We start from the raw sequence: 25,863 nt of genomic DNA, 5'->3' as shown, positions 1-25,863 counted from the left end.
TCTTCAAAACAATCGACCCTTTATTAGAATGATCACCTTCATACAGCCCTGTACGAGGCGTGACAACCCGCGCTTCTCAGGCTTGTGGCAGGCCGCTCAACAACTGCCGCAAATCGTCCAGCTCAGGCCGCCGCGCCAATACCGCGTCTATATAGGCAAAGAAACGCGGTACGTCGCTCAAGTAGCGCGGCTTGCCGTCACGATGGCAGATACGCGCAAAAATCCCGATCACTTTCAAATGGCGCTGCACACCCATCAGGTCGCTGTCGCGCATGAACGCTTCAATGCTGTCCTGAACCGGAATGCCCAACGCCCGGGCCTTGCCCCAATACTCTCCCAGCCAGCCCTGGACGCGCTCTTCGGGCCAGCTCAGGAAGGCATCCTTGAACAGGCACGTCACGTCATAGGTCACCGGGCCGTACACTGCATCCTGAAAATCCAGCACGCCGGGATTCGGCGCGCTGACCATCAGGTTGCGCGGCATATAGTCGCGGTGCACCAGCACCTTGGGTTGCGCCAGGGCACTGTCGATCAGCAAATCACTGGCCCGCTGCCAGAGCGCCAACTGCGCCGGATCCAGTTCGACACCCAGATGACGACGCACATACCACTCGGGAAACAGCTCCAGTTCGCGCCGCAGCAAGGCTACGTCGTAGCTGGGCAGCGGTGCATCCATCGGCAACTGCTGGAAAGCCAGCAACGCTTCAATGGCATCGGCAAACAGGCCATCAGCGCTGTCGGCATCGATCACATCCAGGTAGGTTTTTGCCCCCAGATCGCTGAGCAACAAAAACCCTCGCGTCAGGTCTTCGGCATAAATTTTCGGAACATTAATGCCCGAGCGACTTAATAAATGTGCGATATCGACGAAGGGTTTGCAGTTTTCCTGGGGGGGCGGGGCATCCATGACAATAAAAGTGCGGCCTTCGCCCTGCCAGCGGAAATACCGACGGAAACTCGCGTCACTACTGGCGGCAGTCAACGTGGCCGGGGGTATCGCGCCCCAACCCTCGGCTAAAAAAAGTGCTTGCAATTGCTCATCGAGCCAAACTTTGAGGTGTTGCAGGCGTACATCTTGATCAGGCATTACAAGGGTCTCCGACGGCGCTAGCCGTCAAGCGGGTCATGCTTTATTATCGGGGCCTTTTTCAGCCCATCGAAAGGCGTGCGGCCCCCCCGCGGGCAGATGGCACGCAGGAAGCCCGGACTAATAAGATGGCATTGAAATCCCCCGCGTTTCGTAAAAAATTTCCGTTGCTAGTGACCGGCAGTCTGCTGGTAATGCAACCCCTGGCTGCACCATTCGTGGTTGCCGCCGAACAGTATGACTGTTCGGTCTCTGCTTCGGGAGCGTGGAATTGCGCCCCGAAAAGCCCCACGGCTGTGCTGCCCCCACGTCCCGTGCACAGCGCGACCGCCGTCAGTTCCAATGGAACCGTGACGGAGACCGGCGTTGGCGGTGAGACGGTGGCCACGACCAAACTGGTCACCGAAGCCAAGGGCAAGGGCCTGCGTTCGCGCAGCGCCGACTACAGCCACCTGGACTGGGTCCCACGCGAGAAGCTCACCGCTGCGCAATTGGCCGAGACCGCGCCTTATTGCTCCGGTGCCTACATCGAGCCGATCCGTCCGGGCATGAACGACTCGACGCCCAAAGGCGAGTCGCCGACCTTCCTCGGCGCCAAGGCTTCGCGTTACGAGCAGGAATCCCAGACTGCGACCCTGGCCGGTGACGTCGTCATGCGCCAGGGCAGCATGCAGATCCAGGCTGAAGAAGCCAGCCTGCACCAGGCCGAAAACCGTGGCGAGCTCAATGGCGATGTCCGTCTGCGCGACAACGGTGCTCTGATCGTCGGCGACCACGCCGAGATCCAGCTCGACACCGGTGAAGCCAAGGTCGATAACGCCGAATACGTGCTGCACAAGTCCAACGTGCGCGGTAACGCCCTGTACGCCAAGCGTGCGGAGAACGCGATCATCCGGCTCAAGGACGGCACGTACACCACGTGCGAACCGAACAGCAACGCCTGGACGCTCAAGGGTAATAACATCACCCTGAACCCGGCCACCGGCTTCGGTACCGCGACCAACGTGACCCTGCGCGTCAAGGACATCCCGGTTCTGTACACGCCGTACTTCTACTTCCCGATCGACGACCGTCGTCAATCTGGCTTCCTGCCGCCGACCATCGGCACCGGCAGCAAGACCGGCCTGATGCTGGTCACCCCGTACTACTTCAACCTGGCACCGAACTACGATGCCACGTTGTATCCACGCTTCATGGCCAAGCGCGGCGAATTGCTCGAAGGCGAATTCCGCTACCTGACCAAGACCAGCGAAGGCCAGTTCGGCGGCGCGTACCTGAACGACAAGGACGACGACCGCAAGCTGCAGACGGACTACGACAAGACCCGCTGGATGATCAACTGGCAGCACAAGGGCGGTCTCGACTCGCGCTGGCTGACCCAGGTCAACTACACCGACATCAGCGATCCGTACTACTTCCAGGACCTGCAGACCGACCAGATCGGCGTGTCGAAAACCGACTACGTCAATCAGCAGGGCTCGCTGACTTATCGTGGCGACAATATCTGGGGCCAGATCAACGCCCAGGCTTACAAGCTGGCTACCGTGGCCAACATCACGCCCTACAACCGTCTGCCGCAACTGAGCCTCAACGGCACGCTGCCCTACTCGCCGGAAGGCCTGAAGTTTGCCTGGCAGGCAGAGTTGGTACGCTTCGAGCGCGACCTCAAGACCGGCAACTACGTCAACGAAGATGGCTTTGCCGCCCCTCGCCTGGACAACAACGTCGTGGGCCTGGCCCGCGCCAACGGTAACCGCCTGAACCTGCAGCCATCGGTGAGCCTGCCGCTGGACTGGACCTTCGGTTACCTGAAACCCACGCTCAAGTACGCCTACACTCAGTACGACTTGGACCTCGACGGCCGTGGCAAGACCACCTTGCAGACCGACGAAAAATACAACAGCACCCAGAGCCGCAGCGTACCTATCGCCAGCGTCGACAGCGGCCTGTACTTCGACCGCAACACCAACTGGTTCGGGACCAACTATCGCCAGACCCTGGAACCCCGCGCTTACTACCTCTATGTACCTGAGGTCGATCAGACGGACATTCCGGTCTTCGATACCGCCGAAACCACGTTCAACTATGCCTCGCTGTTCCGTGACAACCGCTTCGTCGGCTCCGACCGTATTGGCGACGAGAACAAGCTGTCCCTGGGCGTGACCAACCGCTGGATAGAAGACAACGGCTTCGAGCGTCAGCGTTTCAGCATCGGTCAGGCGTTGTACTTCAAGGATCGCAAGGTGCAATTGCCGGGCGTAGAGTTCAAGGACCGCAAAGACGCACAATCCGACGTTTCGCCTTACGCTCTGGAATACGAATATCGCTTCGACCGCGACTGGCGTGTCAGCTCGGACTTCAACTGGGATCCGGACAGCCGCAGCACCCGCTCCGGCAGCGCAATGTTCCATTACCAGCCTGAAAGCAATCCGGGCAAGATCGTCAACTTCGGCTACCGCTACCGCAATGACCTGGTCCGTTACGACCAGACCACCGGCAAGTGGACTGTGGGCGGTGGTGACTATGGCACCCCAGGTACTCCGGGCTACGTGAAGGACTACTACAAGATCCAGCAGCACGACTTCTCGGTCATCTGGCCAATCGTGCCGCAATGGAGCGCTATCAGCCGCTGGGAATACGACTACAACCGCAACCGTACTCTGGAAGCCTTTGGTGGCTTCGAATACGACAACTGCTGCTGGAAAATGCGTCTGATCAGCCGTTACTGGGTCGACTATGACGAATTCAGCCAGGAAGCCCCCCAGAACGAAAAAGGCGACCGCGGCATATTCCTCCAAATTGTGTTGAAGGGACTTGGTGGCGTTACCGGCGCCAAAGTAGAGAGCTTCCTCGACAAAGGCATCCAAGGTTATCGTGAACGTGAAGACCAAGCTTTCTGATTCTCTGCGCCCGCTGTTGCTGGGCGCGCTACTCCTGGGTTCCGCAGTTCACGCTGCGGTACAGCCGCTCGACAGCGTCGTGGCCATCGTCGATAACGACGTGATCATGAAAAGCCAGCTCGACCAGCGTACCCGCGAAGTCAAACAGAACCTCGCCAAACGAGGCGGCGCCATGCCACCTCCGGGCGTTCTGGAACCCCAGGTGCTCGATCGCCTGATTCTGGAAAACCTGCAGTTGCAGGTCGGTGAACGTTCAGGCATTCGCATCAGCGACGAAGAACTGAACGCGGCCATCGCCACCATTGCTCAGCGCAACAACATGACAGTGGAGCAGTTCCGCAAGGCCATCGCTCAGGACGGCGGTTCGTTCAACGACGCCCGCGATCAGGTCCGCCGGGAAATGATCATCAGCCGCGTACGTCAGCGCCGGGTAGCCGACCGTATCCAGGTCTCGGATCAGGAAGTGAAGAACTTCCTCGCCTCCGACCAGGGCAAGGCTCAGCTGTCGCAGGAATTCCACCTGGCCACGATCATGATCGGCACCCCGGAAAGCGCCAATGCGGCGACAATCCAGGCTGCCGCCGCCAAGGCCAAGGGCATCTACGACAAGCTCAAGGCCGGCGCTGACTTCGGTCAGATGGCCGTTGCCAACTCGTCCAGCGAAAACGCTCTGGATGGCGGTGATATCGGCTGGCGCAAATCCGCCCAGTTGCCACCTCCGTTCGGCGACATGCTCGGTTCCATGCCGATTGGTGACGTGACCCCGCCAGCGCGTACGCCGGCCGGTTTCATCATCATCAAACTGCTGGAAAAACGCGGCGGCGCAGGCCAGGCCCAAATGCGCGATGAAGTCCATGTGCGCCACATCCTGATCAAGCCAAGCGAAATCCGCAGCGAAGAAGAAACCAAGCGCCTGGCGCAGAAGATCTACGACCGCATTGAAGGCGGCGAAGACTTCGGCGAACTGGCGAAGAGCTTCTCGGAAGATCCGGGTTCGGCGCTTAACGGCGGCGACATGAACTGGGTCGATCCGACCAACCTGGTTCCCGAGTTCCGCGAAGTCATGAACGCGACGCCACAAGGTCAGCTGTCCAAGCCGTTCCAGACCCAATATGGCTGGCACGTTCTGGAAGTCCTGGGCCGTCGCTCCACCGACGCCACCAACCAGGCTCGCGACCAACAAGCGATGAACGTGCTACGCACCCGCAAATATGACGAAGAGCTGGAAAGCTGGCTGCGTCAGATTCGCGACGAAGCCTATGTGGAAATCAAACTGCCTGGCGCTGACAAGGCCCCACAGTGAAACAAAAACGCTTCGCCCTGACACCCGGTGAGCCCGCAGGCATAGGTCCCGACCTGTGCCTGCTGATCGCCGCCGAGCCGCAACCGTATCCCCTGATTGCCATTACCAGTCGTGACCTGCTCGCCGAGCGGGCCACGCAACTGGGTGTGGTCGTCAATCTGCTGAGCGTCAGCCCTGACGCCTGGCCCGAGCAGCCAGCCCCGGCTGGCAGCCTGTATGTCTGGGATACACCGCTGCGCGCCCCGGTGGTAGCCGGGCAACTGGACAAGGCCAATGGCGCATTCGTCCTGGAGACCCTGACCCGCGCGGGCCAAGGCTGCATGGACGGCGCATTCACCGGGATGATCACCGCTCCGGTGCACAAGGGCGTGATCAACGATGGCGGCATTGCGTTCTCCGGCCATACCGAATTTCTCGCCGAACTGACCCAGACCGAACAAGTGGTGATGATGCTCGCCACCGGCGACCTGCGCGTCGCTCTGGTGACTACTCACCTGCCCCTGCGCGACGTCGCCGATGCCATCACCCCACAGGTGCTGGAGCGGGTCACGCGCATCCTTCATGCAGATCTGGTCAACAAGTTCGGCATCTCCCGGCCGCGCATCCTGGTCTGTGGGCTCAACCCCCATGCAGGTGAAGGCGGACACCTGGGCCGCGAAGAAATCGACATTATCGAACCTGCCCTGGAGCGCCTGCGCAGCGAGGGCATGAACCTGCGTGGCCCGCTGCCTGCAGACACTCTCTTTACCCCCAAATATCTGGAGCACTGCGACGCAGTGCTGGCGATGTACCACGACCAGGGCCTGCCCGTACTCAAGTACAAAGGCTTTGGCGCCGCAGTCAACGTGACCCTGGGCCTGCCGATCATCCGAACCTCCGTCGACCATGGCACCGCCCTGGACCTGGCGGGCAGTGGCAAGATCGACACCGGCAGCCTGCACGTCGCCTTGCAAACCGCCTACCAGATGGCCGAGACCCATTCATGAACGAGCAATACCAACACAAGGCGCGCAAGCGTTTTGGCCAGAACTTCCTGCATGACGCCGGCGTGATCGACAAGATCCTGCGCTCCATCCGCGCCAAGCCTGACGACCGCCTGCTGGAAATCGGCCCCGGCCAAGGCGCACTGACTGCGGGCCTGCTCAACAGCGGCGCGCGTCTGGACGTGATCGAGCTGGACAAAGACCTGGTGCCGATCCTCAACCACCAGTTCGGCGGCAAGCCCAATTTTTCCCTGCATCAGGGTGACGCGCTCAAGTTCGATTTCAACAGCCTCGACGCCGCTCCCGGCAGCCTGCGCGTGGTCGGCAACCTGCCGTACAACATCTCGACGCCGCTGATTTTCCACCTGCTGGCCAACGCCGCGCTGATCCACGACATGCACTTCATGCTGCAGAAAGAAGTGGTCGAGCGTCTCGCCGCAGGTCCCGGTGGTGGTGACTGGGGTCGTCTGTCAATCATGGTGCAGTACCATTGCCGCGTGGAACATCTGTTCAACGTCGGTCCGGGGGCGTTCAACCCGCCGCCGAAAGTCGATTCGGCCATCGTGCGCCTGGTGCCCCATGCCACACTACCGCATCCGGCCAAGGACCATCGCGTCCTTGAACGCGTCGTACGTGAGGCGTTCAACCAGCGCCGCAAAACCCTGCGCAATACCCTGAAACTGTTGCTCAGCGCCGATGAAATCACCGCCGCTGGTGTCGACGGTGGCCTGCGCCCTGAACAGCTGGACCTCGCTGCCTTTGTCCGCCTGGCAGACAAACTGAGCGAAAAACCGATCCCGGCTTAAGCTGTAGAGGGACATGTAGCGGGTAAATGTTTTTCTCCGATACATGTCCTAGACTGATTGCACCGGGATCTCCGGCTTTATTTCGCATTAGTTTCCAAGGCCCTCTGCATGTCCGATTCCCGTTACCAGGTCGACGTCAGCGTCGTCACCCGCTTCCTCGCCGAACAGTCGCAGCCCGAGCAGAACCGCTTCGCCTTCGCCTACACCGTCACTGTGCACAACAGTGGCGAGGTGCCCGCCAAGCTACTGTCGCGGCACTGGGTCATCACCAACGGTGACGGCCAGGTCGAAGAAGTCCGCGGTGAAGGCGTCGTTGGCCAGCAGCCGCTCATCGGCGTTGGCAAGAGCCATACCTATAGCAGCGGCACGGTAATGACCACCAAGGTCGGCAATATGCAGGGCAGTTACCAGATGCTCGCCGACGATGGCAAACGCTTCGATGCCGTGATTGCTCCCTTCCGCCTCGCCGTACCGGGATCGCTGCACTGATGGCAGTGTATGCAGTCGGCGACCTGCAGGGCTGCCTGGAACCGTTGCAATGCCTGCTTGAGCATGTCCATTTCGAGCCCGGCAAAGACCAGCTCTGGCTGGTCGGCGATCTGGTCAACCGGGGGCCGCAGTCTCTGGAAACCCTGCGCTTTCTCTACAACATGCGCCAATCCCTGGTCTGTGTGCTGGGCAATCATGACCTGCACCTGCTCGCCTCGGCGCGCAAGATCGAGCGCCTGAAACGTAACGACACCCTGCGCGAGATTCTTGAAGCACCGGATGCCGGCCAGTTGCTGGTCTGGCTGCGCCAACAGAAACTCATGCATTACGATGCAGAGCGCAATATCGCCATGGTCCATGCCGGGATCCCGCCGCAATGGACACTGAAAAAAGCGCTTAAGCTGGCAGGGGAAGTCGAGACGGCGCTACATGACGATCTGCTGTACGAACCCTTCCTTGAAGGCATGTACGGCAACGAACCGGCCAAGTGGGACAACGACCTGCATGGTGTAACCCGTTTGCGGGTCATCACCAACTACTTCACCCGAATGCGTTTCTGCACCCCGGAAGGCAAGCTCGACCTCAAAGGCAAGGAAGGCGCAGACACCGCCATGCCGGGCTACGCCCCGTGGTTCAGCCACAAGGAACGCAAGACTCGCGACCAGAAGATAATCTTCGGCCATTGGGCAGCGCTTGAAGGTCGTTGTGATGAGCCCGGCGTGTTCGCTCTGGATACCGGCTGCGTCTGGGGCGGGGCCATGACCCTGCTCAATGTCGATACCCTGGAACGCTATCACTGCGACTGCGACGCCAAAGGCCTGGCCAACGCCACGCCGATGAAAGAGCCCACTTCCCCCATCCCTGCGGCCAGGCCCTGGCGCCAGGCCTCACCCTCACACCCAAGGAGCCAGTGTCCATGACCGACTTCAAACGTATCCCCCCGGAAAAAGCCCACGAGCTGCGCGCAAGCGGCGCGGTCTTCGTCGATGTGCGCGACGCGCAGACTTTTGCCGGCAATCACATTCCTGACTCACACCATCTGGATAATCATTCGATCGCCGACTTCATCCGCGAAGCCGATCTGGACAAACCCTTGGTCGTCGTCTGCTATCACGGCAACTCCAGCCAGCAAGCGGCGGCCTACCTGGTGGGCCAGGGCTTCTCCGAGGTCTACAGCGTCGACGGCGGATTCGAGCTATGGAAGGCCACCTTCCCGGCTGAAACGGCACAAGGCTAATCTGAAAAAAAATTTATGCCTCTCGAACCCGTGTTCTACGCGGGTTCGCGCCCGAACTGACCAGCGGTCGGCCTGACTTATCGCTCATCCCTTCTTTATCTTCGCGATTCCGAACTATCCTTAGCCTCAGGCCATCCGTAATCAGGGGAGAGCCGGTACACCGGCGCGTGGGTCATCGGTAGTTACTTTTATGGTGTTCTGGGGGGTAAACGGCATCTGGATACTCAGCTGCTGCCAGCATCGACTGACGATCCGCCGCCGGCTCCACGTATCGAGCGAGGTGACGTCATGAGTATTTTTAGCCACTTCCAACAACGCTTTGAATCGACACGCCAGGAAGAGCTCTCGCTACAGGAGTACTTAGAGCTCTGCAAACAGGATCGCAGCGCATACGCCTCTGCGGCAGAACGTCTTCTGCTGGCCATTGGCGAGCCTGAGTTGCTCGACACGTCGACCAACTCGCGTCTTTCTCGAATCTTCTCCAACAAGGTCATCCGGCGCTATCCGGCCTTTGCCGACTTCCATGGCATGGAAGAATGCATCGACCAGATCGTCTCGTATTTCCGCCATGCCGCCCAAGGCCTGGAAGAAAAGAAACAGATCCTTTACCTGCTTGGCCCGGTCGGCGGTGGTAAGTCGTCTCTGGCTGAAAAACTCAAACAACTGATTGAAAAAGTGCCCTTCTACGCCATCAAGGGCTCGCCGGTATTCGAATCGCCACTGGGGCTGTTCAATGCCACCGAAGACGGCGCGATCCTCGAAGAAGACTTCGGCATTCCGCGCCGCTACCTGAGCACTATCATGTCGCCCTGGGCGACCAAACGCCTGGCTGAGTTCGGGGGCGACATCAGCCAGTTCAAGGTAGTCAAACTCTATCCATCGATCCTCAACCAGATCGCTGTGGCCAAGACTGAACCGGGCGATGAGAACAACCAGGACATTTCAGCTCTCGTCGGTAAGGTCGATATCCGCAAACTTGAAGAATTCCCACAGAACGATGCCGACGCCTACAGCTATTCAGGCGCATTGTGCCGGGCCAACCAGGGCCTGATGGAATTCGTCGAGATGTTCAAGGCACCAATCAAGGTGCTGCACCCACTGCTTACCGCCACCCAGGAAGGTAACTACAACAGTACCGAAGGCCTGGGCGCGATCCCGTTCACCGGCATCCTGCTGGCCCACTCCAACGAATCGGAATGGCACAGTTTCCGTAACAACAAGAACAACGAGGCTTTCATCGACCGGATCTACATCGTCAAGGTGCCGTACTGCCTGCGCGTTAGCGACGAGATCAAGATCTACGACAAGCTTCTGTTCAACAGCTCCCTGTCCAAAGCGCATTGCGCGCCGGACACCCTGAAAATGCTGGCGCAGTTCACCACGCTGTCGCGCCTCAAGGAGCCGGATAACTCCAACATCTACTCGAAGATGCGCGTGTACGACGGCGAAAACCTCAAGGACACCGATCCAAAGGCCAAGTCGATTCAGGAATACCGTGACAGCGCCGGCGTCGATGAAGGCATGAACGGTCTTTCCACTCGCTTCGCGTTCAAGATCCTGTCCAAGGTCTTCAACTTCGACCCCCATGAAATCGCCGCCAACCCGGTGCACCTGCTGTACGTGCTGGAGCAGCAGATCGAGCAGGAGCAATTCCAGGCCGAAACCCGCGAGCGCTATCTGCGCTTCATCAAGGAATACCTGGCACCGCGCTATATCGAGTTCATCGGCAAGGAAATCCAGACCGCATACCTGGAGTCCTACAGCGAATACGGCCAGAACATCTTCGATCGCTACGTGCTGTACGCAGACTTCTGGATTCAGGATCAGGAATACCGCGATCCGGAAACCGGCGAGATCCTCAATCGTGTCGCGCTGAACGAAGAACTGGAGAAAATCGAAAAACCGGCCGGCATCAGCAATCCGAAGGATTTCCGCAACGAAATCGTCAACTTCGTACTGCGCGCCCGCGCCAACAACAACGGCAAGAACCCAACCTGGCTCAGTTACGAGAAGCTGCGGGTGGTGATCGAGAAGAAAATGTTCTCCAACACCGAGGACTTGTTGCCGGTCATCAGCTTCAACGCCAAGGCCAGCAAAGAGGACCAACAGAAACACAACGACTTTGTTACCAGGATGGTCGAACGAGGCTATACCGACAAACAGGTACGGCTTCTGTCCGAATGGTACCTACGGGTCCGTAAGTCGCAGTGAAGCAGTTGCAAGCTTCTGGCTACAAGCTGCAAGGGAAAAGCGATTGAGTCCCCTACCGAGGAGTTGGTCGTGCTCTCTCTTGCAGCTTGAAGCTTACGACTTGAAGCTCCCCGGAGGGGCCTATGAGCTATGTGATCGACCGACGCCTCAATGGCAAGAACAAGAGCACGGTAAACCGTCAGCGCTTCCTGCGACGTTATCGTGACCACATCAAGAAAGCAGTCGAAGAAGCCGTCAGCCGCCGCTCCATCACCGATATGGAGCATGGCGAGCAGATCAGCATTCCCGGTCGCGATATCGACGAACCGGTGCTTCACCATGGCCGTGGCGGCAAGCAGACTGTCGTCCACCCTGGTAACAAGGAATTCACCACTGGCGAACACATCGCCCGTCCGCAAGGGGGCGGTGGCGGCAAGGGCGCGGGCAAGGCGAGCAACTCCGGCGAAGGCATGGATGAGTTCGTTTTCCAGATCACCCAGGAAGAATTCCTCGAATTCATGTTCGAGGACCTGGAACTGCCCAACCTGGTTAAACGCAACCTGGTCGGCACCGAGACCTTCAAGACCGTCCGTGCCGGTATCAGCAACGAAGGCAATCCGGCGCGGATCAATATCATCCGCACCCTGCGCTCGGCCCATGCCCGACGCATCGCCCTGTCCGGCAGCAGCCGCGGCAAGCTAAAGGAAGCGGTGAGCGAACTGGATCGCCTGAAACGTGAAGAACCGGACAACTTCGGCGATATTCAGGAGCTTGAGAGCGAAATCGAACGTTTGAAGGCGCGTATACGTCGCGTCCCGTACCTCGATACTTTCGACCTCAAGTACAACCTGTTGGTCAAGCAACCCAACCCCAGCTCCAAGGCGGTAATGTTCTGCCTGATGGACGTCTCCGGCTCCATGACCCAAGCGACCAAGGACATCGCCAAGCGTTTCTTCATCTTGCTGTACCTGTTTCTCAAACGAAACTACGACAAGATCGAAGTGGTGTTCATCCGCCATCACACCAGCGCCCGGGAAGTCGACGAAGAAGAATTCTTCTATTCACGGGAAACCGGCGGCACTATCGTTTCCAGCGCATTGAAGCTGATGCAGGAAATCATGGCTGAACGCTATCCGGCCAGCGACTGGAACATCTACGCCGCCCAGGCCTCCGACGGCGACAACTGGAACGATGATTCACCGATCTGTCGCGACATCCTGACCAAACAGATCATGCCCTTCGTGCAGTACTACACCTACGTGGAAATCACGCCGCGCGAACATCAGGCGTTGTGGTTCGAATACGAGCGTATCGGCGAAGCCTTTGCCGACACCTTCGCCCAGCAACAGCTGGTCTCTGCCGGTGATATCTATCCGGTATTCCGTGAACTCTTCCAGCGCAGGTTAGTGACATGACCGCTAGAGAGCAGAAGCGCCAACCCCTCTCCACGGGTTCCGAGTGGACATTCGAACTGATCCAGGCTTACGACCGCGAAATCAGCCGTATCGCCGAGCGTTATGCCCTGGATACCTATCCCAACCAGATTGAAGTCATTACAGCCGAGCAGATGATGGATGCGTACGCCTCGGTGGGCATGCCTCTTGGCTATCACCACTGGTCCTACGGCAAACACTTTCTCAGCACGGAAAAATCCTACTCACGAGGCCAGATGGGGCTGGCCTACGAGATCGTTATCAACTCCGATCCCTGCATCGCCTATCTGATGGAAGAAAACACCATCTGCATGCAGGCCCTGGTGGTGGCCCATGCCTGCTACGGGCATAACAGCTTCTTCAAGGGCAACTACCTGTTCCGCACCTGGACCGACGCCAGCTCGATCATCGATTACCTGGTATTCGCCAAGCAGTACATCATGCAGTGCGAGGAACGCCATGGCATCGACGCGGTGGAAGACCTGCTCGACTCCTGCCACGCGCTGATGAACTACGGCGTCGACCGCTACAAACGGCCTTATCCGATTTCCGCCGAAGAAGAACGGCGCCGACAGAAGGACCGTGAAGAGCACCTGCAGAAACAGATCAACGACCTGTGGCGCACCATCCCGAAAAGCGCCGACAAGAACAACAAAGAGGACAACGCCCGATTCCCGGCCGAACCCCAGGAGAACATTCTCTACTTCATCGAGAAACACGCGCCGTTGCTGGAGCCCTGGCAGCGCGAAGTGGTACGCATCGTGCGCAAGATCGCGCAGTACTTCTACCCGCAGCGCCAGACCCAGGTGATGAACGAAGGCTGGGCGACATTCTGGCACTACACCCTGATGAACGACCTGTACGACGAAGGCCTGGTCACCGACGGCTTCATGATGGAGTTCCTCACCTCTCACACCAGCGTGATCTACCAGCCAGGCTTCGACAGCCCCTACTACAGCGGCATCAACCCTTACACCCTCGGGTTTGCCATGTATCAGGACATCCGTCGCATCTGTGAAAAACCCACCGAAGAAGACTACCGCTGGTTCCCGGACATCGCCGGTGGCGACTGGCTGGCCACCATCAAATTCGCCATGAGCAGCTTCAAGGACGAAAGCTTCATCCTGCAGTACCTGTCGCCCAAGGTCATTCGTGACCTCAAGCTGTTCAGTATCATGGACGACGACCAGAAGGACGACCTGATCGTGCCGGCCATTCATGACGAGCCGGGTTATCGCACCATTCGCGAAACCCTTGCCGCGCAATACAACCTGGGCAACCGCGAACCCAACGTGCAGATCTACAGCATCGACCGCCGCGGCGACCGCTCGCTGACCCTGCGCCACCAACAACACGACCGCAAACCCCTGGGCGACTCCACGGACGAAGTGCTCAAACACCTGCACCGTCTATGGGGTTTCGACATTCATCTGGAGACCTTGCAAGGCGATCAGGTGATGAAAACCCACCATGTCCCACCGAGAAGCGAGCACCCTGATAGTGAATATCCCCGGCTTGATTTGGCGGTCGTTCACCTCTAGCGTCCGGTCTCAATGACCCGATCGATATCGGGTCATCAACCGCTTTTAACCTCCCTGAAGGCGACAAGGTTTATCCTGTCGTCCTCACGGAGGTTTTTTATGCAGATTTATAAAGTTGGCGGTGCCGTACGCGATCGCCTGCTGGGTAAACCCGTCACCGATATCGACTGGGTTGTTGTGGGCGCTACCACCGATGAAATGCTGGTCAAGGGCTACCGCCCGGTGGGCACGGATTTTCCGGTTTTCCTCCACCCGCTGACGGGTGAGGAGCACGCCCTGGCTCGTACCGAACGCAAGAGCGGCAAGGGTTACGGCGGCTTCGTTTTCCACGCCAGCCCCGAAGTCACTCTTGAGCAGGACCTGATCCGCCGCGATCTGACTATCAATGCCATGGCCGAAGATAAAGACGGCAATTTGACCGACCCCTATCATGGCCAACTGGATCTCGAAGCACGAATTTTACGCCACGTTTCCCCGGCGTTCGCCGAAGATCCCCTGCGAGTACTGCGTGTCGCCCGCTTCGCCGCGCGCTATGCCGCCGACGGTTTTCGCATCGCCCCTGAGACCCTTGAACTGATGCGTCAGCTCAGTGAATCAGGCGAACTTCACGCCCTGACACCCGAACGCTGCTGGAAGGAAATTTCCCGGGCGCTGATGGAAGACCATCCACAGGTGTTCATCGAGGTGCTGCGCGATTGCGGCGCCCTCAAGGAATTGCTCCCTGAAGTCGACGCCCTGTTCGGTGTGCCGCAACCCGCCGCTCACCACCCGGAAATCGATACCGGCATCCATGTGCTCAGCGTGCTGGCGCAATCGGCGCGCTTCAAACAACCCTTGAGCGTGCGCTGGGCCTGCCTGGTGCACGACCTGGGCAAGGGCCTGACGCCGGAAGCCGAATGGCCGCGCCACATCGCCCATGAGCACACGGGCCTGCGCCTGGTAAAAGCTGTCAATGAGCGTTTCAAGGTGCCACGGGACTGCCAGGAACTGGCGCTATTGGTCTGCCAGTACCACACCCACGGCCATCGCGCCCTGGAGCTCAAACCCTCAACCCTGCTGGAGCTGCTGCAAAGTTTCGACGTCTACCGCCGACCGCAGCGCTTCGAAGAGTTCATCATCGCCTGCGAGATGGATGCCCGTGGTCGCGACGGTTTCGAAGAGCGCAGTTATCCACAGGCCGAATACCTGCGCAGTGCCGCACTGGCGGCACGGGCGGTCTCGGTGCAACCACTACTGGAGAAGGGCTTGAAAGGGCAGGAACTGGGCGAGGCGCTTAAAGTAGAGCGGCTGGATGCACTGAAGGTTTACAAGGCCGAGCACAACACCTGAAACCTGTGGGACCGGCTTTAGCCGGGAAGACTTCACCTCCCGGCTAAAGCCGGTCCCACATTGGATCTGTATCAGTCCTGCAACATTGCCTTCGGCGTCAGGGCAGCACCACGCCACTCAAACGCAACCGGCCACAACTGCTGGTCGATCTGCGCCTCACTCCACAGGGTGGAAAACGCGATATTCACCCCCGGATGCAATCTGTCCGGGGCAATCAGCGCCAGGGGCTGCAAGACAAAGGCGTTCTTGAGAATTTCCGCGCGAGGCAAGATCAGGCCGTCGAAGTTACCCACCTGCTCGCCATACAGCAGCACGTCGATATCCAGGGGCAGGCCCTTGCGATCCGGCGCGTAGCGGCCGTTATCGGCTTCGATGAACTTGAGCCGACGATCCAGTTCCATCAACGGCAGGTCGGTCAGGCCGGTAACCACCAGATTGAAGAACGGGCCGCTCTTGATCCCCACCGGGTGACTTTCAAAGACCGGCGAACAGGCCATCAGGCTGACAAAACCATCCAGCGCCTCAAGCCCTGCAATCAGGTGCTTTTCGCGATCGATGTTACTGCCCAGTCCAAGGTAAATCCGGGTTAGCGACATCCGCGCTCGATCTCCACGCCCACGCCCCTGGCCGCTGGTACAGCGCCGGGCTTGGTCAGTTTGAGGTGCACCCAGGGAATCTGGAATTCGCTCATCAGCACTTCGACAAGTCGCTCGGCGAAGGTTTCGACCAACTCAAAGGTCGCGGCCTCGGCAAATGCCTGGATACGCGCAGACACACTGGCGTAGTCCAGAGCCTTGCTCAGGTCATCGCCGGCTGCCGCCGGGCGGTTGTCCCAGGCAAAGCTCAGGTCCAGGCGCAGGCACTGGCGAATGCTGCGCTCCCAGTCATAGGCGCCGATCACTGTATCGACTTCCAGACCGTCGATGAAAACTCTGTCCAAGCCCAACTCTCCGCTGCACGACAAGGGCGCGATGCGCCGTTAGAATCAGGGCACCTTCGCCCGGAATGGTTAGCATGTTTTGGTCACTGGCGATCTTCGCCTACCTGCTTGGCTCACTGTCCTTCGCCATTGTGCTCAGTCGCCTCAATGGTCGCCCAGACCCGCGTGCCAGTGGCTCCGGCAATGCCGGCGCGACCAATATGTTGCGTCTGGCCGGCAAGAAACTCGCCGTCCTGACCCTGCTCGGCGACCTGGGCAAAGGCCTGCTGCCGGTCCTGATCGCCCGTTTCGCAGGGCTGGATGCCGAACACCAGGCCTGGATCGGCCTGTGCGCCGTACTGGGCCATCTGTTTCCGTTGTACTTTCGCTTCCGCGGCGGCAAAGGTGTCGCCACCGCCGCCGGAGTGCTGCTGGCGCTGTATCTGCCCGCCGCACTACTGGCTATCTGCGCCTGGCTGCTGGTCTTCTACCTGACCCGCACCAGCTCACTCGCCTCCCTGATCGCCACTCCTCTGACCTTGCCACTGCTGGCCTGGAAAGCGCCACTGACCCTGCTGCCGGTCAGCTTTCTGGTGCTGTTGATCGTCTGGCGTCATCGCAGCAATCTACGTGACCTGCTCGCGGGGCGCGAACGCCACTTCTGAATCTGATGCGGTGACTATAGGCCCTGCAACTGTTCCATAGGCCAGCGCGCCTGCACGGTAATGCTCAGATCCTGCTTCTGCCCGGCCAGCAAACGCTGGCAACCGGCGAAGGCGATCATCGCACCGTTATCGGTACAGAACTCGGGACGGGCGTAGTACACATTGCCCTTGAGCTCGCCGAGCATGGTTTCCAGCGACTGGCGCAACGACTTGTTGGCACTCACGCCACCGGCAATGACCAGGCGTTTGAGGCCGGTCTGCTTCAGGGCGCGCTTGCACTTGATGGTCAGAGTCTCCACCACCGCCTGCTGGAAGGCCAGCGAGATGTCGCAACGGGTTTGCTCGCTGTCGTCCCCGGCGCTCTGACACTGCTGCCAGGTGTTCAGGGCCGAGGTCTTCAGGCCGCTGAAGCTGAAGGCCAGACCGGGCCGATCAGTCATCGGTCGCGGAAAGGTAAAGCGCCCGGCAACGCCGAGGGCAGCCTTGGCGGCGATCTCCGGGCCGCCCGGGTATTGCATGCCCATCATCTTGGCCGTCTTGTCGAACGCTTCGCCTGCGGCATCGTCCAGGGTCTCGCCCAACAACTCATAAAGACCGATGCCATCGACCCGAACCAGCTGCGTATGGCCACCAGAAACCAACAAAGCGACGAACGGGAACTCTGGCGGCTGTTCTTCCAGCATCGGTGCCAGTAAATGTCCTTCCATATGGTGCACGCCGAGGGCCGGTACATCCCAGGCAAAGGCCAGCGCCTGGGCGCAGGAAGCCCCGACCAGCAAGGCCCCAACCAGGCCGGGACCGGCCGTATAGGCAATGGCGTCAATGTCTGCGCTGACACAGCCGGACTCGTCGAGCACCTGGCGAATCAATGGCAGCATGCGCTTGACGTGATCGCGCGATGCCAGCTCAGGCACCACGCCACCGAATACCCGGTGCAGGTCGATCTGACTGAACAATGCGTCCGCCAACAGCCCGCGCTCACTGTCGTAGAGCGCGACGCCGGTTTCGTCGCAAGAGGTTTCCAATCCCAGTACTAGCATGGGTCTACGCCTTTTAGAGGCCCAATTCGAAGGCGCGCATGATAGTCGCCGCCCAAGGCCCCGACCAGCGGTTTTCGATCAGAGGCTTTGCATTCCTCGCAGCAAGGGGTTAACATCCGCAACCCTTAAAAACCGACGTACTTAGTGCAGTCTTTGCACGAGGCGTTGACCCCGGTAATGAATGAAGGTAGCTCTGGATGCCAGCCGTCAAAGTAAAAGAGAACGAACCCTTCGACGTAGCTCTGCGTCGTTTCAAGCGCTCCTGCGAAAAAGCCGGTGTTCTGGCTGAAGTTCGTAGCCGCGAATTCTACGAGAAGCCGACTTCCGAGCGTAAGCGTAAAGCAGCAGCCGCTGTTAAGCGTCACGCCAAGAAAGTTCAGCGCGAACAGCGCCGCGCCGTTCGTCTGTATTAATTTACAGCGCTCGCCGCAAGCTTCTGCCTCGCCCGGCCCTTAAAAAGCCGGGCTAGCTGTAGTTGCAGTACCGCATTACGCTTCATTGACAACATTTGCCAGAACCGCTTCTGCGATCAAGGCAAGTCACGTCCAGCCTGAACCCAGGCCACGTTGATCGCGTCTACACTGACGAACGTATCAAGGTGCATGGCGAGTATGCCTTGATGATCTTCGCAAGAAGCTCAGCCAAGGCGACGCCCCCTCATGACAGCTCAGTGAATACCGAAGCCAACGGCCGACGTCGCATTCGCGATATATAGCTGCGCCCGAATACCAAGCTCTGACTATCGAACACTCTTCGATATCCGTAGATTGTCGGCAGCACAGCTTGCGCACATTGATGTACAGGCACGCCTGAGACTTTCCGGCGCATGCCGCAAAAGCCGCACACCGCTTGATGATGAGAACGCAATGGCCGGGCTGATTCCCCAGAGCTTTATTGACGACCTGCTGAACCGCACCGACATCGTCGATGTTGTCAGCTCACGCGTGCAATTAAAGAAGACCGGGAAAAACTTCAGCGCCTGCTGCCCGTTCCACAAAGAAAAGACCCCGTCTTTCAGCGTCAGCCCGGACAAACAGTTCTATTACTGCTTTGGTTGCGGCGCAGGGGGCAACGCCCTTGGCTTCATCATGGACCACGACAACCTGGATTTCCCTCAGGCCGTCGAGGAACTGGCCAAGGCCGCTGGCATGGAAGTGCCGCGCGAACAGAGTGTCAAAGGGCAAAAGCCGCGCCAGCCGACCGATTCACCGCTCTACCCGCTACTGAACGCCGCTGCCGAGTATTACCGCCAAGCCTTGAAGAGCCATCCTACGCGCAAATCAGCCGTGGACTACCTCAAAGGGCGCGGCCTGTCCGGGGAAATCGCCCGTGACTTCGGCCTGGGGTTCGCCCCGCCCGGCTGGGACAATCTGTACAAGCACTTGAGCAGCGACACGCTTCAGCAAAAGGCCATGATCGACGCCGGCCTGCTGATCGAGAACGCCGAGACCGGCAAGCGCTACGACCGCTTCCGCGACCGCGTGATGTTTCCGATCCGCGACAGCCGCGGCCGTGTGATCGCCTTTGGCGGCAGGGTTCTGGGCGACGACAAACCCAAGTACCTGAACTCCCCGGAAACCCCGGTGTTTCACAAGGGCCAGGAGCTGTACGGGCTGTTCGAGGCACGCAAATACAATCGTAACCTCGATGAGATCATCGTCGTCGAAGGTTACATGGACGTCATCGCTCTGGCCCAGCAAGGCCTGCGCAACGCCGTCGCGACCCTGGGTACTGCGACCAGCGAAGAGCACCTCAAGCGCCTGTTTCGCGTGGTGCCCAACGTGCTGTTCTGCTTCGATGGCGACCAGGCAGGCCGCAAGGCCGCGTGGCGCGCACTCGAAGCGAGCCTGTCGAATATGCAGGACGGTCGGCGTGCGCGCTTTCTGTTCCTGCCCGAAGGCGAGGACCCGGACACCCTGGTCCGCAGCGAAGGCACCGACGCCTTTCGCGCCCGGATCAACCAGCACGCACAACCGCTGGCCGATTACTTTTTCGAACAGCTGACCAAGGAAGCCGACCCGCGCTCTCTGGAAGGCAAGGCCCATATGGCCACCCTGGCAGCGCCGCTGATCGACAAGGTCCCCGGCGCCAACCTGCGTATCCTGATGCGTCAGCGCCTGAGCGAAATCACCGGCCTGACCGGCGAAGCGATGAGCCAGCTGGTGCAAAGCGCACCGGCGCCCGCCGCGCCGAGCTACGACCCCGGCTTCGATTACGGATCGATGCCCGACTACGGCGGCTATCAACCTGACGACAGGTACGAAGCGCCCGCACAGACAGAATGGACCCCGCCAAAAAGCGGTGGCCAGAAGAAATGGGATAATAAAAAACCCTGGGACGGCAAGAAGGGCGGCAAGCGGCCCGACTTCGAATCTCGCGCACCACGCCCACCGGCGACGGTCGAACCGACCATCCTCGGCGCGCTGCGCACGTTACTGCACCACCCGGAGCTTTCGGGGAAGGTGGCCAATGCCAGTCAGTTTGCCGATGACGACAACCTGTACTCGCAATTACTGGTCGCCCTGCTCGAAGCCCTGCAAAAAAATCCAAGGCTACGCTCGCTGCAACTGATTGCCCGCTGGCACGGAACCGACCAGGGGCGATTATTGCGACAACTGGCAGAGAAGGAATGGCTGATCGAGGCCGACAACCTTGAACAACAGTTTTTCGACACTATAACTAGCTTGTCCGCTCGCCAACGCGAGCGAAGCCTGGATCAACTGATCCGCAAGGAACGACAGTCAGGTTTGACCGCTGAAGAGAAAATTCAGCTGCTTAACCTGTTAAATCGCAATGTTCCTGCACAAACCCCGACCTCAACTGGCGCGTGAGGTCCTAGCTCGGGTATAATCCTCGGCTTGTTTTTTGCCCGCCAAGACCTTCAGTGGATAGGGTGTTATGTCCGGAAAAGCGCAACAGCAGTCTCGCCTCAAAGAGTTGATCAGCCGTGGTCGTGAGCAGGGTTACCTGACTTACGCGGAGGTCAACGACCACCTGCCGGAGGATATTTCAGATCCGGAACAGGTGGAAGACATCATCCGCATGATCAATGACATGGGGATCAACGTATTCGAGAGTGCCCCGGATGCGGATGCCCTTTTGTTGGCCGAAGCCGATACCGATGAAGCAGCCGCGGAAGAAGCGGCAGCAGCATTGGCGGCAGTGGAAACCGACATCGGTCGTACTACCGACCCGGTGCGCATGTATATGCGCGAAATGGGTACGGTCGAACTTCTGACCCGCGAAGGCGAAATCGAAATCGCCAAGCGTATCGAGGAAGGTATCCGTGAAGTGATGAGCGCTATTGCGCACTTCCCTGGCACGGTCGACCACATCCTCTCCGAATACACTCGCGTCACCACCGAAGGTGGCCGCCTGTCCGACGTCCTGAGCGGTTATATCGACCCGGACGACGGCATTGCGCCACCGGCTGAAGTGCCGCCGCCCATCGACCAGAAAGCCGTCAAGGCTGAAGGTGCCGAGGACGACGACGAAGAAGCCGAAAGCACTGACGACGAGGAAGAGGCCGAAAGCGGTCCCGATCCGGTCATTGCAGCCCAGCGTTTCGGCGCGGTTTCCGATCAAATGGAAATCACCCGCAAGGCGCTGAAAAAGCACGGTCGTGACGACAAGACTGCCATTGCCGAGATGCTGGCACTGGCCGAACTGTTCATGCCGATCAAACTGGTTCCTAAACAGTTTGAAGGTCTGGTCGAGCGTGTTCGCAGCGCCCTGGAACGCTTGCGGGCCCAGGAACGCGCCATTATGCAACTGTGTGTCCGTGACGCACGGATGCCGCGTGCCGACTTCCTGCGCCAGTTCCCCGGCCACGAAGTGGACGAGAGCTGGACCGACGCACTGGCCAAGGGCAAGGCGAAATACGCCGAAGCCATCGGCCGCCTGCAGGGCGACATTCAACGTTGCCAGCAGAAGCTGACCGCACTTGAAAGCGAAACCGGCCTGACCATTGCCGAGATCAAGGACATCAACCGTCGCATGTCGATCGGTGAGGCCAAGGCCCGCCGCGCGAAGAAAGAGATGGTTGAAGCGAACTTGCGTCTGGTGATCTCCATCGCCAAGAAGTACACCAACCGTGGGCTGCAATTCCTCGATCTGATCCAGGAAGGCAACATCGGCTTGATGAAGGCTGTGGACAAGTTCGAATATCGTCGTGGCTACAAGTTCTCGACCTATGCAACCTGGTGGATCCGTCAGGCGATCACTCGCTCGATCGCCGACCAGGCCCGCACCATCCGTATTCCGGTGCACATGATCGAGACGATCAACAAGCTCAACCGCATTTCCCGGCAGATGTTGCAGGAAATGGGTCGCGAACCGACTCCGGAAGAGCTGGGCGAACGCATGGAAATGCCTGAGGACAAAATCCGCAAGGTACTGAAGATCGCCAAAGAGCCGATCTCCATGGAAACCCCGATCGGTGACGACGAAGATTCGCACCTGGGTGACTTCATCGAAGACTCGACCATGCAGTCGCCAATCGATGTGGCTACCGTGGAAAGCTTGAAAGAAGCGACTCGCGAAGTGCTGTCGGGCCTTACCGCCCGCGAAGCCAAAGTCCTGCGCATGCGTTTCGGTATCGATATGAATACCGACCACACGCTGGAAGAAGTCGGCAAGCAGTTCGACGTGACCCGCGAGCGGATTCGTCAGATCGAAGCCAAAGCGTTGCGCAAGCTGCGCCACCCGACGCGAAGCGAGCACCTGCGCTCGTTCCTCGACGAGTAAGCAGCAACACGCAACATCAAGACCCCCGGCCCTTGCCGGGGGTTTTGCATTCTGGCGCAGAAGTTTTTCTCAACGGGACTCGCACTTCGCCATCACAGCTACACTCGTTTCATTCTTAGGCCAACAAAAAGAGGCTGACATGTTGCGACTGCTGGCCCTATCCATGGCTTGCCTGCTGAGCATTACTGCACACGCTGCGACACCCGACGATCAAGGCAAAGAAGCGACTGGATTCGACTCGGCAAAAGAGCAACCACTCGACCGCTCGTCCATGTCCGATTCAGGCCAGTCCTCACGCTGGCAGGGCCTATTGCCCTACAGCCTGTCGACATTTGTCGTACTGATGGCGACAGCCCTGATGATCCGTTCCAACAGGCGACTCAACGCGGAAATTGCCGAGCGCCAGGCATTGGAGCAGAAGTTGCGCAGCAGCGAGCATGAGCGCCATGACCTGATAACCGATATCAACAGAACCCTTAAGGCCGACCAGGCCAGGCGTCTGTCCGAAGCCAAGTTCGCTTCGGTGTTTACCGAGTGCCCGGACATCATGGTCATTGCCGACCGCACCACTGGGCGCCTGCTGGAGGTCAACACGGCCTTTGTCGAGCAGACAGGCTTCAGTGCCGAAGAAGCCATTGGCAAGACACCCACCGAGCTGAATCTGTGGGGCATCCCTGACCTGGGCCCTGGCATGCTGGAACGCTTGCAGCAAAACAGCCTGCATAATCTGGAGCTGCCATTTCGGCGCAAGGATGGCAGCACCTATTCCGGCCTGCTCTCGGCCGAAATCTTTGAGCTGGAATCGAACCCGGCGATTCTCGTCGCGGTGCGCGATATCACCTACCTCAAGGAAGCCCGACAGCAACTGCAAGTATCGGAAGAAAAATTCGCCAAAGCCTTCCACGCCTCCCCTGATGGCATGCTAATCAGCCGCCAGAGCGACGGCCTGCTGATCGAAATCAATGAAGGTTTCAGCCACCTCACCGGCTACAGCAGCGTCAACTCACTCAACCATTCAACACTGGACCTGGGCATTTGGGCCAACCTCAGCGAGCGCGAACATCTGATCGACCAGTTGCAGCACGATGGTTTCGTACGCGATTTTCGTAGCCACATCCGCCACAAGGACGGTCAGATCCGCCTATGCGAGCTGTCCAGCCGGCCGATTCTGATCGCCGGCGAAGACTGCATGCTGACCATCGCCCGGGACATCACCGAGCGCCAGCAAATGCAGGAAAAGATCCAACTGGCCGCCACCGTGTTCGAAAGCACCGCCGAAGGTGTACTGATCACCGACACCAGCCAACGCATCAACGCCGTGAACCGTGCCTTCAGCGAGATCACCGGTTACAGCGAGCAGGAGGCCCTTGGCCAGACCCCGCGCCTGCTGGCATCAGGCCAACACGACAGCGCCTTCTACGCGTCCCTGTGGTATCAGCTGACCGCCGAAGGGCACTGGCAGGGCGAGATCAGCAATCGACGCAAGAACGGCGAGGTTTATCCGTGCTGGCTGACCATCAGCGCCGTACGCAACAAGGAGCGTTTCATCACCCACTTCGTCGCGGTGTTCGCAGACATCTCCAGCCTCAAGCATGCCCAGGCCCGCCTCGACTATCAGGCCCACCACGACCCTCTGACCGGCTTGCCCAACCGCACGCTGTTCGAGAACCGCCTGCAGGCCACACTTATCCACAGCCAGGAGTCTGGCGGCCTGGGCGCGGTGCTGTTTCTAGACCTCGATCGCTTCAAGCACATCAACGACAGCCTCGGCCACCCGGTAGGCGACTTGCTGCTCAAAGGCATCGCCGTACGCCTCAAGGAAAACCTGCGTGACATCGACACCGTCGCCCGTTTGGGCGGTGACGAATTCATCATCCTGCTGCCCGGTTTGCAGCATCCAGGTGATGTCGAAGTAATTGCCAACAAGATCCTGGCCTCCTTCTCGGCCCCCTTCCAGGCCGGCGAGCACGAATTTTTCATCAGCTCCAGCATCGGCAGTGCCCTGTTCCCCACCGATGGCGAAGACGTCGCCACCGTGATCAAGAACGCCGACGCCGCCATGTACCGCTCAAAAGCCAAGGGCCGCAATCGCGTCGAAGGCTACACCCGCGACCTGACCGCTCAGGCCAGCGAACGCGTCGCCCTGGAACACGAACTGCGCCGGGCCATCGAACGCGATGAACTGAGCCTCTACTACCAGCCCAAAATCAGCCTGCACACCCAACAACTGGTGGGCGCCGAGGCCCTGATCCGCTGGAATCACCCGACTTTCGGCGAAGTACCACCAGAGCACTTCATCGCCCTGGCCGAAGAAAACGGCATGATCCTGCAAATCGGCGACTGGGTTCTCGAGCAGGCCTGTCAGCAGATGCGCCAGTGGAACACCCTATACCAAGCGTTCGGCCCCCTGTCCGTCAACCTGGCCGGCGCCCAGATGCGCCAACCCAACCTGCTCACTCGCATCAAGCAACTGCTCAACGACAACGACCTGCGACCGGACTGCCTGCAACTGGAAATTACCGAAAACTTCATCATGAGCCAGACCGAAGAAGCACTCAGCGTGCTGCACAAACTGAAAAGCCTCGGCGTACAACTGGCCATCGACGACTTCGGCACCGGCTACTCATCCCTGAGCTACCTCAAGCGCCTGCCGCTGGACATCCTCAAGATCGACCAGTCCTTCGTCCGCGGCCTGCCCGACGACGGCCACGACGCCGCCATCGTGCGCGCGATCATTGCACTGGGCCGCAGCATGCAACTGACCGTCATCGCCGAAGGCGTGGAAAACCTCGAACAGCAACAATTCCTCGCCGACGAAGGCTGCGAACAGATCCAGGGCTTCATCGTCAGCCTGCCCCTACCCGCCGAAGAGTTTTGCACAACGTTTCTTCGTATGAGTCTTTCGGACTTTTCGGATAGCACAGCCGAGAAACCGCCGTTATAATCCGCGACCTACTGAGGGCCTATAGCTCAGTCGGTTAGAGCAGAGGACTCATAATCCTTTGGTCCACGGTTCGAGTCCGTGTGGGCCCACCAACTTGAAAGCCGCGCATTGCGCGGCTTTCGTCGTTTTGGGGATTCTGAAAAGCTCGTTTCAAAAATGGCGAAAAGGGCAAAACGTCCACAAAACGTCCACATCCACGCGGAACCAGCCCATGCCCCCAGTGGGAAAGCATCACCTTTACATCTTTTAAC

General features: G+C 59.3%; 19 protein-coding genes, 1 tRNA gene and 1 pseudogene. 17 read left to right on the top strand and 4 right to left on the bottom strand.

Annotated elements, in window-relative coordinates; translation table 11 throughout:
- Positions 1-76: 76 nt before the first annotated feature.
- Positions 77-1,087 carry an aminoglycoside phosphotransferase family protein gene (locus tag AC1Z24_RS02485; protein ID WP_259108443.1) on the bottom strand — a complete coding sequence of 337 codons (1,011 nt, stop codon included), beginning with the start codon at positions 1,085-1,087 and terminating at the stop codon, positions 77-79.
- Positions 1,088-1,215: 128 nt separating this feature from the next.
- Between AC1Z24_RS02485 and AC1Z24_RS02480 the strand changes: the two genes are divergently transcribed.
- The 11 genes from AC1Z24_RS02480 to AC1Z24_RS02430 all read left to right on the top strand — a co-directional run bounded on the left by AC1Z24_RS02480 (position 1,216) and on the right by AC1Z24_RS02430 (position 15,298).
- Positions 1,216-3,987: an LPS-assembly protein LptD gene (locus tag AC1Z24_RS02480; RefSeq protein ID WP_483744431.1), complete on the top strand. Its 2,772-nt coding sequence runs from the start codon at positions 1,216-1,218 to the stop codon at positions 3,985-3,987.
- A complete protein-coding gene (locus tag AC1Z24_RS02475) occupies positions 3,968-5,290 on the top strand; it encodes a peptidylprolyl isomerase (RefSeq protein ID WP_483744430.1) in 1,323 nt (440 codons plus the stop codon). The genes AC1Z24_RS02480 and AC1Z24_RS02475 overlap by 20 nt, the downstream gene beginning before the upstream one ends.
- Positions 5,287-6,276: a 4-hydroxythreonine-4-phosphate dehydrogenase PdxA gene (pdxA, locus tag AC1Z24_RS02470; protein WP_483744429.1), complete on the top strand. Its 990-nt coding sequence runs from the start codon at positions 5,287-5,289 to the stop codon at positions 6,274-6,276. The genes AC1Z24_RS02475 and pdxA overlap by 4 nt, the downstream gene beginning before the upstream one ends.
- A complete protein-coding gene (gene rsmA / locus AC1Z24_RS02465; protein WP_259108435.1) occupies positions 6,273-7,079 on the top strand; it encodes a 16S rRNA (adenine(1518)-N(6)/adenine(1519)-N(6))-dimethyltransferase RsmA in 807 nt (268 codons plus the stop codon). The genes pdxA and rsmA overlap by 4 nt, the downstream gene beginning before the upstream one ends.
- 108 nt (positions 7,080-7,187) lie before the next feature.
- Positions 7,188-7,568 (top strand): Co2+/Mg2+ efflux protein ApaG, encoded by a 381-nt coding sequence (gene apaG, locus AC1Z24_RS02460; protein WP_259108433.1) that lies wholly within the window; start codon positions 7,188-7,190, stop codon positions 7,566-7,568.
- Positions 7,568-8,488: a symmetrical bis(5'-nucleosyl)-tetraphosphatase gene (locus tag AC1Z24_RS02455; protein WP_483744428.1), complete on the top strand. Its 921-nt coding sequence runs from the start codon at positions 7,568-7,570 to the stop codon at positions 8,486-8,488. The genes apaG and AC1Z24_RS02455 overlap by 1 nt, the downstream gene beginning before the upstream one ends.
- Positions 8,485-8,805 (top strand): thiosulfate sulfurtransferase GlpE, encoded by a 321-nt coding sequence (gene glpE, locus AC1Z24_RS02450; RefSeq protein WP_259108430.1) that lies wholly within the window; start codon positions 8,485-8,487, stop codon positions 8,803-8,805. Before AC1Z24_RS02455 ends, glpE begins: the two co-directional genes overlap by 4 nt.
- Positions 8,806-9,093: 288 nt before the next feature.
- Positions 9,094-11,016: a PrkA family serine protein kinase gene (locus tag AC1Z24_RS02445; protein WP_259108428.1), complete on the top strand. Its 1,923-nt coding sequence runs from the start codon at positions 9,094-9,096 to the stop codon at positions 11,014-11,016.
- 122 nt (positions 11,017-11,138) lie between these two features.
- Positions 11,139-12,410 carry a YeaH/YhbH family protein gene (locus tag AC1Z24_RS02440; RefSeq protein ID WP_483744427.1) on the top strand — a complete coding sequence of 424 codons (1,272 nt, stop codon included), beginning with the start codon at positions 11,139-11,141 and terminating at the stop codon, positions 12,408-12,410.
- Positions 12,407-13,969, top strand: a complete 1,563-nt coding sequence (locus tag AC1Z24_RS02435) for a SpoVR family protein (protein ID WP_483744426.1) — start codon at positions 12,407-12,409, stop codon at positions 13,967-13,969. The genes AC1Z24_RS02440 and AC1Z24_RS02435 overlap by 4 nt, the downstream gene beginning before the upstream one ends.
- A 99-nt stretch (positions 13,970-14,068) precedes the next feature.
- On the top strand, positions 14,069-15,298 hold the full coding sequence (locus AC1Z24_RS02430; protein ID WP_483744425.1) for a multifunctional CCA addition/repair protein: 1,230 nt from the start codon (positions 14,069-14,071) through the stop codon (positions 15,296-15,298).
- A gap of 71 nt (positions 15,299-15,369) precedes the next feature.
- Here the strand turns inward: AC1Z24_RS02430 and folK are convergent, their stop codons facing one another.
- Positions 15,370-15,894, bottom strand: coding sequence for a 2-amino-4-hydroxy-6-hydroxymethyldihydropteridine diphosphokinase (gene folK / locus AC1Z24_RS02425; RefSeq protein WP_483744424.1), 525 nt, complete (start codon positions 15,892-15,894; stop codon positions 15,370-15,372).
- Entirely contained in the window at positions 15,885-16,238 is a 354-nt protein-coding gene (folB, locus tag AC1Z24_RS02420) for a dihydroneopterin aldolase (protein WP_483744423.1), read from the bottom strand. Before folB ends, folK begins: the two co-directional genes overlap by 10 nt.
- Positions 16,239-16,312: 74 nt before the next feature.
- On the opposite strand from folB, the gene plsY reads away from it, so the two are divergent.
- On the top strand, positions 16,313-16,882 hold the full coding sequence (gene plsY, locus AC1Z24_RS02415) for a glycerol-3-phosphate 1-O-acyltransferase PlsY (protein ID WP_483744422.1): 570 nt from the start codon (positions 16,313-16,315) through the stop codon (positions 16,880-16,882).
- A 14-nt stretch (positions 16,883-16,896) separates the two neighbouring features.
- Here plsY and tsaD read toward each other — a convergent pair whose 3' ends face one another.
- Positions 16,897-17,922: a tRNA (adenosine(37)-N6)-threonylcarbamoyltransferase complex transferase subunit TsaD gene (gene tsaD / locus AC1Z24_RS02410; protein WP_259108412.1), complete on the bottom strand. Its 1,026-nt coding sequence runs from the start codon at positions 17,920-17,922 to the stop codon at positions 16,897-16,899.
- A gap of 197 nt (positions 17,923-18,119) precedes the next feature.
- On the opposite strand from tsaD, the gene rpsU reads away from it, so the two are divergent.
- The 5 genes and pseudogenes from rpsU (at position 18,120) to AC1Z24_RS02385 (ending at position 25,704) form a co-directional block, all read left to right on the top strand.
- The gene (gene rpsU / locus AC1Z24_RS02405) at positions 18,120-18,335 is read left to right on the top strand and encodes a 30S ribosomal protein S21 (RefSeq protein WP_002551877.1); all 216 of its coding nucleotides are present in this window, start codon (positions 18,120-18,122) and stop codon (positions 18,333-18,335) included.
- Positions 18,336-18,788: 453 nt separating this feature from the next.
- The gene (dnaG, locus tag AC1Z24_RS02400; protein ID WP_483744421.1) at positions 18,789-20,753 is read left to right on the top strand and encodes a DNA primase; all 1,965 of its coding nucleotides are present in this window, start codon (positions 18,789-18,791) and stop codon (positions 20,751-20,753) included.
- 67 nt (positions 20,754-20,820) lie between these two features.
- Entirely contained in the window at positions 20,821-22,668 is a 1,848-nt protein-coding gene (gene rpoD, locus AC1Z24_RS02395) for an RNA polymerase sigma factor RpoD (RefSeq protein ID WP_483744420.1), read from the top strand.
- A gap of 451 nt (positions 22,669-23,119) precedes the next feature.
- Positions 23,120-25,612, top strand: a pseudogene (locus AC1Z24_RS02390) (sensor domain-containing protein); the annotation flags it as partial.
- A 15-nt stretch (positions 25,613-25,627) separates the two neighbouring features.
- Positions 25,628-25,704 (top strand) — tRNA-Ile (locus AC1Z24_RS02385).
- Positions 25,705-25,863 lie beyond the last annotated feature (159 nt).

The sequence above is a fragment of the Pseudomonas sp. JL23 genome (assembly GCF_056933585.1).
Note: the sequence above shows the minus strand (reverse complement) of the source record. Positions and strands in the feature narration are given on the sequence as shown.